The organism is Pseudomonas bharatica, assembly GCF_048586865.1.
GTDB lineage: Bacteria > Pseudomonadota > Gammaproteobacteria > Pseudomonadales > Pseudomonadaceae > Aquipseudomonas > Aquipseudomonas bharatica.
Window position 1 is genome coordinate 410,681 of sequence record NZ_JBMAWR010000002.1, and the last position, 14,687, is coordinate 425,367.

Annotated in this window: 6 protein-coding genes; all 6 read right to left on the reverse strand. The window is 63.6% G+C overall.

Going from position 1 to position 14,687, the window contains the following annotated elements:
* Positions 1-129: 129 nt before the first annotated feature.
* Positions 130-2,322 carry an autotransporter outer membrane beta-barrel domain-containing protein gene (locus ACKLLE_RS04470; RefSeq protein ID WP_420056999.1) on the reverse strand — a complete coding sequence of 731 codons (2,193 nt, stop codon included), beginning with the start codon at positions 2,320-2,322 and terminating at the stop codon, positions 130-132.
* Between the two features lie 194 nt (positions 2,323-2,516).
* Complete coding sequence (locus tag ACKLLE_RS04475; protein WP_420057000.1) at positions 2,517-4,538, reverse strand: hypothetical protein; 2,022 nt, start codon at positions 4,536-4,538, stop codon at positions 2,517-2,519.
* Between the two features lie 225 nt (positions 4,539-4,763).
* Positions 4,764-5,369, reverse strand: a complete 606-nt coding sequence (locus ACKLLE_RS04480) for an RHS repeat-associated core domain-containing protein (protein ID WP_420057001.1) — start codon at positions 5,367-5,369, stop codon at positions 4,764-4,766.
* Positions 5,369-9,316: an RHS repeat domain-containing protein gene (locus ACKLLE_RS04485; protein ID WP_420057002.1), complete on the reverse strand. Its 3,948-nt coding sequence runs from the start codon at positions 9,314-9,316 to the stop codon at positions 5,369-5,371. Before ACKLLE_RS04485 ends, ACKLLE_RS04480 begins: the two co-directional genes overlap by 1 nt.
* A 79-nt stretch (positions 9,317-9,395) precedes the next feature.
* Entirely contained in the window at positions 9,396-12,284 is a 2,889-nt protein-coding gene (locus ACKLLE_RS04490) for a hypothetical protein (RefSeq protein WP_420057003.1), read from the reverse strand.
* Positions 12,285-12,299: 15 nt separating this feature from the next.
* Positions 12,300-14,639, reverse strand: coding sequence for a hypothetical protein (locus ACKLLE_RS04495; protein WP_420057004.1), 2,340 nt, complete (start codon positions 14,637-14,639; stop codon positions 12,300-12,302).
* Positions 14,640-14,687: the final 48 nt, after the last annotated feature.

Below are 14,687 nucleotides of genomic sequence, written 5' to 3' on the forward strand. Positions count from 1 at the left end.
CCCGAAGGCTCGGGTGTCGCACTCCATTTAACGGCAAGAAGGGGATGGGGCATAACTGACAGAAGTATCAGGTATCCGCGGCAGGCCAGGGTATTCAAGGAGCGAGCCTGGCGGCTCGCTCCCGCAGCATTACCAGCTATAGCGCAGGCCGACGTTGGCCCCCCATGGCTGCTCGATCTGCTCGCCGTTGCTGTAGTCCAGGTCGACATGCATCTGCAGGCTCCGCGCCAGCGACACCGAGACCCCGGCCCCCAGCTCGCCACGCGTTCCCGAGAGGTCATTGTTGAAGCGGTTGTCGTTGACCCGCACAGCGTTGTCGCTGGCGAACTCATGGGCATAGGCGACCCGTACATAGGGCTGGATCACCCGGCCCTCGCCCAGTTCGATATTACGCCCGAAGGTGCTGCCGACCTTGCCCAGCAACGAATGGGCGGTATCGCCATCGGCGCGCATGCCGTTGTCGAGGTTATAGCGCTTGCCCTGGATGGTCACGCCGGACCACTGGGTGTAGGGCTCGGCGAACCAGCCATCGCCCAGGGCAATATGCCGGCCGAATTCCAGCGAGGTACCCAGCGCATGGTTGTCGTAGTCGCCCTTGGTCCGGGTTCCGTCGCTGAGATTGACCGTGGCGTCGTTCTGCAGGCGGTTGAACTTGAGCACGGCGTCGAAGTAGTAGCCGCTTTGCGGGTCCAGCCAGGTGGTGTACGCGCCCAGGTAGTAGCTGTCGACCTGACCGCTGGAACCACGGGCCAGGTTCAGGTCCGAGTCGCTGTAGCCGGCCAGCACGCCCGCCAGCCAGTGCCCGTCACCGATCGGCAGTGGCGCATCGGCACCGAGGGAAACGCCCTGCTGGGTCTGCTTGTACGCGGTGCCCGACGAGGCGGAAACGTTGTACTTGTTGCCGTAGCTGCGCATCCAGGCACCGCCCTTGCCGCCATTCAGGCGCAGTTCACCCATGCGGCTGCGCAGGCTCGACAGTTCGCCGTACCACACGGTGGGCGCGGCATTGAACAGGCCGAGCACCACCTGGGTCCCAGGGCTGATTTTTCTCGTCGAAGCGTCCAGGTACCAGTTGTCACCGTCGCGGATCAGGTCGTAGGAAAATGTGCCAAGGTCCACCTCGCCGTTGAGCAGGGAGAAGCTGGCATCGCCACCGGCCGTTTGCACTACATGGATCTGCCCGTCGGTCAACGGGTCGGCACCGCTGCTGCCGACCAGCAATTTGTGATCGCCGTGGGATTCGCCGGTCACTTCGAGAAAATCGGTCTGCCCGGTGGAGAAGTCGGTATCCATGATGAAGGTGCCGTTGCCGGAGAGGTTCTCCACGGTCAGGCGGTGGAAGGCGTCGGCCTCGCCGAACCGCACCGCGCCCCCGTCCATGACCAGGTCACCCACTTCGTCGTCCTCGACCATGTTCCACTGGCCCTGGCTGGCGAGGGTCAGGCTGGCGACGTTTTCCAGGGCGCCGGTCAGGGTGGCATGGTTCTGCAGGGTCAGGTTGGCCGTGGCGCCGTCCTCGGCCACCACATTGCCCACCAGGTGGCTGTTGTCTACGGTCATGTTGCCGGTCGAGCCGCTGGCGACCTTCAATACATTGCCGTCGCCGCCTGTCAGGGTCGAACCGTTGGCCACCACGATATCGGCGCTGACGCCCTGGCCTGCTCCCGTTCCGACCTGGATCGCCGCACCGGTGCTACCCTCGACATGGGTGCCATCCAGGTTCACCGTGCCGCTGTCGGGAAGAGCGCTGTCCAGACGGATACGGATACCGTGGGTGCCGCCGATGATCGAGCTGTTGCGGGCCGTGACCGAGCCGCCGAACATCTGGATGCCCTGGCTGGTGGCATTGGTGCCAGTCACCTGGGTGTTTTCCAGGAACAGGTCGCTGTTGGCGGAAATCTGCACGCCGCTGCGGGCACCGGTGATGGTGCTGTCACGCACATTGGCGGTGGAGCCGTTGCTGCCCTGGCGTCCCAGGGACAAGCCTTCGGTTTCGCTGGTGATGGTGCTTCCCGAGATATCCGCCGAACCGCTGCCGAGGAACACGCCGACATTGATGCCGGTGGCGGTCACGGTGCTGCCGTTGAGGGTCAGCCTGCCGCCATCCTGGGTCAGGATGTGCTGGGTCTGCGCGCCATTGGCGGTGAGATGGGAGCCGCCGGTTACCAGGTAATTGTCGGAGGGCGTCGTTGCATCGATGGTTTCGTCGCCGATGATCGTCCTGGCCATTGCATACTCGCTGCCGAGCACCAGCGGCGCGAGGGCGGCGAATTTCAGAATGCGAACCAGGGGACGCAGTTTGAACGAAGGAGTCTTGGGCATCATGGGAAGCTCTCGCAGGCTATGAAACGACGCGGTCAAACCAAGCTGGCGGGCAACCGGGTTCACTTCGCAAAGGCCGGCGAGACTACAGACGACAACCCAAATTTTATGTAGGAAAATTCCACAAAATATAGCAGAGATTACGACAAGCCCCGCGCCCGCCGAATGCCCCGGGCGCGAGATAACCCGGCCTGCTAGGGCACGCGTTTGCGCTCAGGCATAGGGCAGTAGCCCGAGGGCACGTGCATGGAAACGGTCGCCACGACTTCCAGGGATGTCACCGGTACACCATTCAACTGGAAGGAGTACTTGGTGTAGGCCCGCCCGTCGATCTTGCCCCCGTCCGGGTTATAGGTCGGCAGGATGTGCTTGTCGTAGGGGTGCACGCGAATGACGAAGCCGGTGGCCGGATGCTCGGTACCGATGATGTAGTCCTCGGTGAAGATTGCTTCCTCGATGATCTCGCCGGTGTCGGCGAAACGGCTGTCCCAGGGTGTCCAGGTCACGGTCACGCTATCACCGTCCTTGAGCCATTTGCTCAGGTCGGGAATCCTGACCCGCACCGCCGGCTCGTCCGGATGGGGGTTGGCGAAGTCCTCGAACAGCGACTCGCAGAGCAGCCAGCCCCTGTCGCCGCTGAGCCCCAGGTACTCCGGTGCTTCCGGAGTCAGGACGAAGGCGTCGACCTTCACGTGGTAGGTGGCCGAATGCTGCTTGTTGTTTCCGCCTGGCGCGCTGATGCGGTAATGCACCGGCACCGCGGGACCATTGCCGACGTCCTGGATGATCTCCCAGGGAATCTCCACGCCGATCTCGTGGCCTGGCTCTTCGAAGCCTTGCAGCACGTAGGTGTAGGCGAGGCGATCGCCCCAGTAGAACTCGATGATCTCGTCCTTCGCCGCCGGTGCGTAGAGGATGATGTTCTGCTTGGCCGGCTGGCCGTTGTCCTCGGGCGTCAGTTCGTTGAACTGCTCGGAGACCTTGCCATAGGTATCGAGCTGGCCCAGGGCCGGGTTGACCGGGTCGGGCCAGGTCAGGTCCGGGTCGGGCCGCGCCGGACCGATATGGGAGAAGTCGACGTTGATCTTGATCTCCGGCGCATCGAACGGCACGGTGCCGCGCAGGATCCTGTAGCTGACACTGGTTTCCAGCTCGCCCACGGCGGTGCCGTACTCGGCCTTGAGGATGGCCGACGGTACCCGCACCGGCACTGGGAACTCCGGGACCGAGCCCAGCTCCTCCGCAGTCACCAGGCTGTTGCCCCACTTCACCTCGATGCGGTCTTTCGGCTTCCAGCCGACGTAGCCGGGAATGTTCACCACCACACCGATCCCGGCATCGGCCATGTCGATCAGGTTGTCGCCCTCGGCCAAGGGTACCGTCGGCGGCTCGAGGTCGGCCGGCAGGGTGCCCAGGGCAACGGCCACCGGCTGGTAGACGGCCAGGCGGCTGCGGTTCAGCGCCTTGTCGATCAGCATATAGGTTATGTAGCAGCCACCGTCACCCACCTCGCGGATCAGATCCGTCCTGACCTTGAACGTCATCGGCTCGCCCGTCACATCGAAACGCCCGCCGATCGCTACATCCATCGGGTCGTCGGGAATGGGGTAAGCCGCCCACCAGTAGATCAGTTCATCACCTGGCTGGCGGTCGCCGTACTCCGGAAGGGTGGCGGTGATGCCATCGGGGTTGTCGATCAGGGTCTGCTCGCTGATGAAGCCCTCGGGCATGATCAGCTTCGGCGGCTCGTGCGGGCGCCAGGGCTCGTAGGCGTCGACCAGCACAGTGAGCGCCGGCGACGTCTCCGAGGTGGTGTTGTAGTGGATGATCCGATAGGTGATATCCCAGGCGCCATGCGTCTGCATGACCTCGGGCGGCACGTGCAGGGTCAGCGGAAAGTGCGCGAGGAACGGCGGCGCCAGTTCGATCTCGTCGACCGTTTCGTAGTGGGTGGTGCCAGCGGGTGCCCACTGGATGAACACTCGCTCACGGTCATCCGGATCGGCAGGGTCAGGCAGGGTCCAGGCCTGCATGGTAACGGCCAGTGGCACCTGCCGGGCACTGCTGAACAGGGTGTTGTCGTTGGCGTCGGCGATCACCCCGGCGGCCAGCGTCACCGGCGGCAGGTCCGCCGTTTCGTTACGCCGGTCGATTTGTGCCTTGCGGTAGTCCCTGCGCGCCTGCTCCGCGATTCGTTGCTGTTCTGACTGTGACATTGTGGTCACCCCTCTCCATGTGTCCAGCCATTCGCTGACACGGCGGATGCCGCTCCGGAACGAACAGCCGTGGGGCCATTTAATACCCCCGGATGGATTGGCGTAACTGACAGAATTAACAGGTGCGCCCGGCGCGCAGGGCAGAAAAAGGCCGCCCCGAAGGGCGGCTACGAAGTGAGGGTGTGGAGGTCAAGCCAGGCAGGCTCACGGGCTTGAATGTTGATATCAGGACTTCCGATGCCCAACGGGATCACGAATCTCATCGACACGTGGTCGCCCCGGCAGCGGTCTACCGTACTTATCGGTCAGCCCTTGCGTGTAGCTTTCCAGCCCCGACGACTTCGGCGACTGCTTATAGGCATTCTCGAGAAGTGCTTCATGCCTCTCCCGGCTCTGATACAACTCGCTCGCCTCCTTCATCGACTGCAGTTCCTTGGCCTTCTGCTTGGCCGAAGTGTTGCTGCTGATACTCTGCTTGAGACTGCCGCTCTTGGCCTGGCCACCGCCCACCGGCGTGTCCGGAGCGTCGACGGGAGCCGGCGTATGTTTGCTGTTCCCCTTCGCCCTGTAGGCCGAGTACCCCAATCCCAAGGCCATCACGCCGGAAAATACAGCCACGATGATCCAGTCGGCCTGGGCACGCCCCTTCGCGGTGGCGGCCTTGATACTGGCATAGGCCGTGAAGACGCCCGCGAGCAGAGAACCGCCCAGGTACCAGACGTTGTGCCCCGTCGGATCACTCGCATTCACCGGATCGCCCTTGCAATAGGCATAGGCATTCGGGCCTCCGCGGCCAAACGGGCTCCATTCGTCACGGCTGCAGAACTTCATCAGGACAGGTCGGTAGAACCGGTAGCCTTTCCCAGCAGTTGCCCACCCGCCTCCTCGTCCAGTTCGCCATTGAAGGCCAGGCGGGCCTGCACCCGGGTGCTGCGATGGCCGTGGGCGGTATAGGCCATGTCGGTGATGCCCTCGCCGGCCACGTGCTCGCTGAGCACGCTGTTCTTCTGGTCGCAGCCCAGCAGCAGGCTGATGTCGCCTGCCTGGTGCTCCGCCAGCAGGTTGCCTGCGCCGCGCATGAAGGTACTGCCCTGCTCGCCCTGGAGCAGGTTGGCCAGCTCCTCCTCGCGGTAGAAGCGCTGCTCGGCGCCCTGGGCGCCGGACAGGCTGGCCAGGCGGTCGAGTGGATCGTAGCGGTAGCTACCGGACAACGCGCCATTGCCATCGCCAACCCCGAGCAGGCGCCCGAGGGCGTCGTAGTTCAACTGCCGGGCCTGTTCGTCGCGCACCAGGTTGCCGTCCTCGTCGTACTCCAGATCGATACGCGGCGGATACGGTTCATCGCTGTTGATCACATGGGTCAGTTGGGTCGGATCGGCGGGGTTGTCATAGTGGTAGTCGGCACGGTTCTGACCGCCGGGGAACACCGTCATTACCCGGGTGATGTTGTCCATCCCGTCGAAGCGGAACAACTGCGCCTGCACCGCCTGGCCGTAGGCGTCCAGGGGCGGCGAGCCATCGCACTGGTAGTCGGTCAGGCGATTGCGCTCGTCGTATCCGTAGCGCTCCTCGCGCACCAGCGTCTCCCCCTCGTGGTGGATGCGCTTGGTCAGGCGATCCACCGCGTTCCACTCCTGGGTCAGCTGCTGGGTCAGGTCGCCGAAGTCGAAGCAGCGCGAGGTCTCCCGGGAGAAGTCGTCGTAGCCGATCTGCACATGCAGCTGCTCGCCATTATCGTTGGTCTTGATCCACTCCAGTCGTCCCAGGCCGTCATAGTGGAAGGTCGAGGTGGTGGACCCCAGCACGGTACACGTCAGGCGGCCGGCCGTATCGTACTCGTAGGTCTGGGTCTGCCCGAATACATCGGTATAGCTCAGCAAGCGCCCGCGCAGGCTGTACGCGTAGTGCATGGCGTACTCCTGGCCATCCTCGCTGCGCGTCTCGCTTTTCAGCTCGCCAGTGCTGAAGTATTCGCGCACCAGCGACTGGCCCTGCTCCGTGCAACTGAGCAGGCGGGCGTTCTTCTTGTCGTACACATAGTCGGCCGCCACCTCCGGCGACAGTTCGCGACGCATTGGCTCATCGCCCAGTTGCGGCAGGTACTCGTAGGCGATCACCGCGCCGGCCGGGGTGGTCACCGTGGCCGGTTGCATGCGCCCCGGCTGGTAGGTGAACAGGCGTTCGCGGCCGCCGGTCACCGAGCGGGTCATCCGCGACAGGCCGTCGAAGTCCTGCTGGCCGAGCTCGACCTCATCGACACTGATGTGGGTCGGCAGGTCTTCATCACTGTGGGTGACGAAGCGCCGGCGAACCACCGCCAGGCCAGGCAGGACGTTCTCGACCAGACGGTCGAAGGCGTCGTAATGGTAGAGGGTGGTCTGGTCCCGACCGTCCACCTCGCGTCGGGTCCGGCCCAGGCCGTCGTAGAAATATTCGTGCAGGCTGATCCGCACCGGCTCGGCCTCGGTATCGAAGCGCTCGACCCGGGCCGGCTTGCCGAACAGGTTGACGCGGGTCACGGTCTGCCCGCTGACCTGCTCGCCGTCGATGCTTTCCCGCCAGGCCCGGCTGATCGGCCCGATCCACTCGGTACTGCCGATGGGGTCGTGCTCCTCGAACACCACCACCTTGTCCGGCCCTGTGTCGCTGCGCTGCTGCCCCCAATCGTCATAGGTAAAGTGGTGCACCAGCGGCAACTGCTCCTCCAGCAGCCAATCGAATTCGCACTCCTCGACCTTCTGCCCCAGGCCGTCGAAACGCGCGGTATAGGTGGTGCGCCAGGCAATGTCGGCACCGTCGGCGCCATCGACGTCCTGACGCTCCTCCAGTATCGGGCGGTTGAGGCCATCGACCGTGGTCCGGGTCTGCACGTTCTTGACATCGGTCATCACCTGGATCGCCCGCTGGCCGTCCAGCCGGGCCAGGGTGTAGGCATAGTGGCGGGTGGCTTCGTAGTCGCTATCCGGGGCCACGGTTTCGGACGTGACCCGGCGCAGGGTGTCATAGCTGTAGCGGATCACCACATCGTCATCGTCGTGGGTCTGCACCGGCTCGCCGATCAGCAAGGCATGCTGGAGCACCAGGGTCTTGCTGGTCTTATCGAAGCCGGTGAGGGTCTCGGTGGTCTGCAGCACACCCTCCGTGGCCAGCACCTGGTAGTGATAGTCGGTGAAGGTCGGCTGGCCATTGTAGGTTTCACTGTCGCTGGCGATGCGTCCGTGCAGGCTGGCATCGTCCGGCTTGTCGAAGTGTTCGTGGCGGGTTTCCTTGAGCACGGTCGCGCCCTCGCTCAGGGTTTCGCTCTCCAGCGCCAGCCAGGCGTTCTTCTGCACCGAGGCCAGGGGTTCGAGGCGAACGTAGCGGTATTGGGTGCGCAGCACCGGCGCATCGCAGGCGCCATCCGGCGCCGGAGTGACCACCTGCTCCTTGAGATGACGGACGAAGCCATCCGGATCCTCGGGGCAACCGTCCTCCCCTGCCGCCTTGTACCAGGTGCTGCTGGTGCTTACGCCATCGGGCCGGACCTCGAGGGTCGGGTTGCCATCGAGGTCGAATTCGCTGATCTGGGTCTCGGTGCGGTGGCGGTTCGGCTCGCCGTCGATCGACCAGCGGGTTTGCACCGAGCGTGGCAACTGGAAGTTCGCCGGCTGGTTGTCGAAGTCGGTGTCCAGGGCGTGGTAGGTGGTGCTAACGGTTTTCACGCAGCGCCCCTGGCAGGTTTCTTCCTCGGTCATCAGGTGGAACCGGTTGAAGGTGTACTTCACCGTGCGCACCACCTTGCCATCGAGCACGTGGCTGGCGACCGAGCCGTAGTCGTAGGTGTAGTCGACCTTGTACAACTGGTCGAGACCATCGTCCTGCCAGTTGATCGAGGAGCCGTTGCCGATGAAGTTCTCGGTGGTATAGGCGTAGGTGGTTTCCTGCGCCGTCAGGTCCGGCCCGGGCACTATGGTGTGGCGGGTCACCCGCGGCAGGTTGGGCCGTCCGGTGCTGCCCGGATAGGCATGGCCACCATCGAGGTATTCGAGGGTTTCGCTGCCGCCCAGCGGCGTGCCGACCGTCTTGACACAACTGATACCGCGAACCGTCTCGTAGGTCAGGCGCCAGCACGCCAGTTCCGGCACCGGCAGCACGATCTCGGTGACCCGGCCACCACTCAGCTTCATCACGAAGCGCGACAGCGGCTTGTCATCGAAAGGCGGCAACAGCAGCCTGACCTCCGAGCTGTCACGCACAAGGCGCAGCAACTCGCCGCTGGCGTCCGCGATGCTGGCCAGGCGATGGGTCGTCTCGAACACCGCGTAGCTCAGTTTGACCGCATGTCCGCTCGGCGCCAGGATCTCGCTGGGCAGGGCGATGCGCCGCGAGCCGCTGCCCAGCTCCTTGAGCACTTCCACCAGGCCGCTTTTGTGCACGATGCGCCAGACGCCGTTGCCCTCGTCGAAGAAGCGGAAGGTATCGAGCTTCTTCTCCTTGATCGACGGCTCCTTGCCATCACCGGTGACCTTGTAGCTTTCCCCGGTATGCAGCGACAAGATGTTGTTGACCGGGTTGAACTCGCTCAGGCGCAGGTTCCAGCCCAGGCCATAGCCGCTGTCGAGCAGGTTGAGCGGATTGAAGTCGAGCTTGATCGGCACGTTCGGGCCGATCAGGGCATTGGCCTTGAGCTCGGGCAGGTCGATGGACAGCGTGTACTGCCCGGTCCGCGGGTCGACGCTGTTGTTCATGAAACTCATGAAATTGAAGGCGTTGGAATGCACGGCGGAAGAAGTGGTCATGGTCTTTGGTCCCCAACGGAGAGAGATCAGGTGGCGCGGGCCCCGGTCGCTGGCCGGCGCCGCCTGGATTGCAGAGCGGTTACTGGATCTTGAGGACCAGCGTGTTGCGGCTGTCCTCCTTGGTCGGTGACTCGTAGCCCACCGCCAGCCGATGGCGATTGCCATACACATCCAGCAGGACGAAGATCACCGGTTTGTCTAGCTTCTCGCGGAAGCGCTTGTTCGGATCGCCTCCGGCCATGTCGTCGTACCAGTACCGCATGTCCGCCACGCGGTGGTTGCTCACCAGCAACTGGCCCGGGGATGGCGTGAAGTCAGCTTCGAACTCCTCGCGGATCGGCGTGCCCAACGCATCGCGGCCCAGCCTCTGGAAGTAGGTGTCGAATGACAGCCGGGACGGCGGCGCGTTGTAGCCGGGGAATGGGTACGGATAAAAGGCGTAGCCGGTGTAGCTGAAGAAGGTCTCGGCCATCTGCTCGCTTTCCCACTGCATGGTCGAACAGTTTTCCTCGATCTGCAGGGTGGCGAAAAGTATCGGCCGGCCCAGGCTCTGGTAGTTGATGTACCAGTAGTCCAGCGAGTCCATGTAGTAGTCGAAATCGTCGTCGCTGTCGGGATCCTCACCGCCGGGAGGGCCCTGCCAGACCCGATCGCGCACGATGTCGAAGTCATGGCCCGGACCGACCACCGGGTCCACGAAGGGTGGCTCAACGCCGGTCAGCTCGATGCTGGTGTCCTCGTCGCCTTTATCCGTGGACTCCCAGACTCCGCCGAATTTGTCGGTAAAACGCACGAAGACCTTCTGCGGGTCCCGCACCGTCGTATGCAGGTACAACTCGCGATACCTCGTCCTGCCGTTGCGCGGTACCGGCACGGGCTGGCGCTGCAATGGGCCGGCCGCCGTGACGGGGAACAGGGCGAAGCGGTTGGCGTACTTGTGGGTGAAGCTCACTTGACCACTGCCGTACTCGATGCCTTCCTGCTCGTCAGCGAGAAATCCAATGTCGTCGCCGGTGTACATGTCTACCAGGCGGATCGACGCGACCTCGGCATCGTCCAGGGGGACCTCGTACTTGTCACCATCGAAATCGACGGTCGTGGTCTCCACCTCCACCACCAGGGGAATCTGCTGGTAGCCATTGGCATAGGCGCGGGTCAGGTTGTTGGGCGCCCTGATCTTGAAGGTCTCAAGCTTCGACCAGTGCGGCAGTTCCTTGCGGGCCGACAACTGCACCACCGCGTAGCCGGTGGCCAGGACCCTGTCCTCATAGACCAGCTGGCAGAGCACCAGGCTGATCACCGAGGTGGCCTGGTCTGGCGGGGTGAATACACCGTGGGCGTCCACGCTGCCTTCGCCGATCACGCTCCAGCGTTGGTACTGTGCCTCGATATCGGTGCTGAACGACGCCGTCTGGCCACGGGCGACGGACGGCACGAACACCGGTTCGACCAGCGCACCCGGGCTGCCGCCCAGCACGATCATGGTCGACTCGATGGTCTCGCCGCTCAGCTTGTCGCGGCACTGGATCTTCTGCACGTTGATCAGCGTATCGACCTTGTCCGGCGGCGTGTAGACCGCGTGCCCCGGGCCCTGCACCTGCAGGCTGCCGATGCCCGGCGCGAGCAGCGTCCACTCCAGTTCGCCGCCACTCTGGCTCGAGACATGGATGTCCACCGGCTCCCGCCCGCTGAGCAGGGACTGCGCCCGGGGCTGCACGCTCATCAGTTCGAAGCGGCCGAGGACCATGGCCGAGCTTTCATAGGGCGTGCCATCGATCATGTACTTGGCCGTGACCACGGCAGGCACGCTGTCCTGGCCCATGCGTTTTTCCGCTGGCGCGGTATACAGCCCGCTGCTGCTGATGCTGCCCGCGGAGATCGGGCTGCCCAGGCTGCGCGTGCTCCACTGCACATTCGTTACCAGGCTGCCATCGGCGGCGCGCACCTGGAACTGGCGTTCCTGGCCCGGCTTCACCGCCCCCAGCAACGGCTCGATCACCGCGCTCTGCTGCGCCGGCTGGATTTTGCCCAGCACCAGCAGGTCGTGCGGCTCGTGACGCCCGTCCGGGGTTTCGCTGAACTGGTTGCGCGCCGGGAAGCCCAGGCGCTCGAGCACCTCCAAAGGACGCTCGCCGACCCAGTCGCGCAGTTCCGCGTTCAGCACCAGCGTCGCGTTGTACAGGGGCTCGCCGCCCTTGCTCATGTCACTGGGGATCAGGTAGGGGAAATCGTCGTTGTGCGCCGGTTCGCCACCGTTGCTGTCGATGCCCTTGAGCCGGGTGAACAGCAGCAGCGCACCGTCACCGTCGGTGGAACCGGGCGCCGGCTGGGAGTACACATGGATTTCCCTGGGGCTCAAGGGGTTGTAGCCATTGAGGTCCATCAAGCCCATCTCGAAGATGCGCCGGCTGCGCGGCTGCTGCTTGATGAAGTCGAGCAGCAGCGCGCCCATGGCTTTCTGTGCCCGTTCTTCGACCAGCACGTTGCACAGCGGTCTTTCACCCTTTTCCAGGTCGAGGACGAAGCGACCGCGGCGGTCGACATCGCCGACCAGCGTCGAGAGGTCAAGGTCCATGGCCAGGGTGAAGCCGTCGGCCTCGGTGAAATCGAAGCAGGTCAGCAGCCGCGGCATGCTGTCCATCAGGTTCTGCACCAGGCTGAAGCTGCCGCCGATCACCTCGACCGACAACCTGACCCGGGCCATGGGCAGCGCTGCCGGTTCGAAGGAAATCCGCGGCGCGCCGAAGGTCAGGTTGCGGAAGGTGGCTAGCATGCTTTGCTCTTCGGTCAGCGACACCGTGCCACTGAACGGCGGCATCAGGCGGAAATCGCTGAGCCCGCTGACGTATTGATGGCGCAGCAGGTGATTGATACGGTCGCGACTGAAGGCGGCGATGGCGCCCCAGCCGAGGGTGACCGGCTTGTCGCGCATGCGCGCCAGCAGTGCTTGCAGGGTATGTTCCGACATGATGGTGACTCCCTCTCAGGGCTTGCCTGGCTTGTGCTCCAGGCACTTGGCCTGGACTTCGAGCGCCTGTTTGATATCCAGAAACGGGATCGGCAGGATGATGTGGCCCCTGGCTTTGAAAATGCTGATCGAATACAGCGCCTCGACCACGGCGAACTTGTGCTTGCCGGCCGGGTCGATCTTGAACAATCCATCAGGAGTGACGGTTCCGGATCCGGCAACCACCGTAAGGGTCAGGTTTTCATCAGGTGGCAGATCGTCCATTTCATGCTTAAGGCGCAGTTGCACCTCGTCCGGATTGTCGGTCTTCTCGTAGCGAATGGTCAGGCTGCCGGGAACATGAGTCACCACGACGTAGCTGGAAACCTTGGAGCCCGTGCTCTTGTTCTCCACCACCACTTCCTCGACGAGGATATGGACGTCCTGCTTCGGCCCGGGCTTGAACGCCTTGTCACCGAACTCGACGTTGCTCGGCACGATCTGCGAACCGGAACTGGGATCGGCGATCGACCAGACCAGCTCGCCGTCACCCAGGGTCCCCGCCGACATTTCCCGGAGCACCGCGCTTTCCACGCCCATGGACACCACCAGCGGGTTGAGGGCGATGTCCCGGCTGACGATGCTGACCAGCGCACTCTGGCGGTAGTTGCCCGCCGTGGCCGTGACCCTGACCCGGGTGAAGCTGCCGTCGAGCTCGCTCTTCTTCGGCGCGGTATACACCCCGCTGGTGCTGATGCTGCCGACCTTGTCGGACGAACCCGGGACCTTCTCCACCGACCAGGTAACACCGCTGACCGGCGGCACCGTCTCGAACCTCACCTGGCCTTCGGGGCCGACCTTCTCGTTCATGGGCGTGATGGAGAAGTGGGTAAGGGAGGGAGAAACATCGCCGATCAGGAACATATCGCGAGGCTGGTGCACGTCCTCGAGCACCACCACGTTGTCGCCCTTGAACAGGATGCTGTTGAGGCGGAACACATCGATGGCCGACGCTGGCTCGGAGAATCTCGCCAGGGTGTCGAACAGCCGCTGCGACAGCAGCGGCTCGAGGAAATCGGTGATTTCCCCGAAGTTTTCGATCAGCGGAGGATACCCATGCTCACCGGGACTCACCTTCAGGCGCTTCATCGGGGTCTCATTCAGGGCGACCAGGCTCACCATGCCCGTCGCACTGTCGAGCCGGGGCTCGAACGAGCGGATTATGTGCCAGGCCACATCGGCAGCCCAGTACTGTTGCTGACCGTTCTGAAATACGACCATCAGGTAGAACTGGGCAAAGCCCTTCCAGTCCAGCGTGATACGGCCGTCAGCGAACTTGCAGGTCATGGTCACGTCGTCGCTGGCCAGCGGGAAGGCGGGCTTGCGCGCGGTGATCTCCTTGAAGGTCACGCTGCTGCCGGTGATTTCCGGCCCGCTGGCAACACCCCGCAATACCCGCATATGATCGATGACGCCTTCCTGATAGCTGACCAGTTCGAAGTCATACTCGCTGCCTTCATCGGCCAGGGCCCGGCAGCCCTCGGAAAAGATCTTGGCCATCAGGAAGTCGTGGCCCAGCAACATGCTCGCCGAGAAACCATCCGGGATCAGGTACGGCTGGTCCTCGTCCTTGACCGCGATCTTGCCGTTGTCCTGGCCCAGGGTAGTGATGAACACCAGCACCGCCCCCGCCCCCCGGTTGGCGGAATGCACATCCTTGCCTCCGGGCGCCGCATGGGTGCGGATAAAGAACTCCTGGGGCACCAGGTACTGCCCGGGAACCACCTTGAGCTCGTTGAGCACGTGGATCTGCTCGTCCTCCGGCAGGCCCTTGAAATAGTCATTGAGGAATTCCCCGCCGATCTTGCGTTCACGGTCGGTCGCCGCGAAGGTCAGCATGATGACTTCGAAGTCATGGTTGAGGTCGAGGTAGATCTTGCCGTCCTCGCTGATTACCCCCTCGGTCCCCTTGAGCTCGATGTCCAGGTATACCAGCGGTCCCTGCAGGGCATCGATGGAACTGATCCCGGCCACCTTCAGCTGGCCGGAGTCCGACTCCTCCAGGGACACCTGCGAGCCACCGATGACATGCATGGTCAGCCGGGCTTTCGATTTGTCGATGCTGGCGTTCTCGAACGACAGCCGCCCGGCATCGAGGATGTAGTCGTAGGTCAGCTCGCGGGTCTTGCCCGAGGTCGGCACGTCCATGTTGATGGGTTTCAGGTAGGTACCGGCGGTGAAGCGCTCGATGTACTCCTGGAGCAGTACGGTATTGGTTCTGGTCCGATCGTAGGCGACGATGCAGTTGAAACCGCCGGTCCGCGAACCGCCGCGCAACCACTCCAGCATGTCGCCAAGGGAAGCTCTGGATTCCATGGTGTGTATCCTCTTTCAGTGCAGGGCTGCATAAGCAGGCGTTGGCCT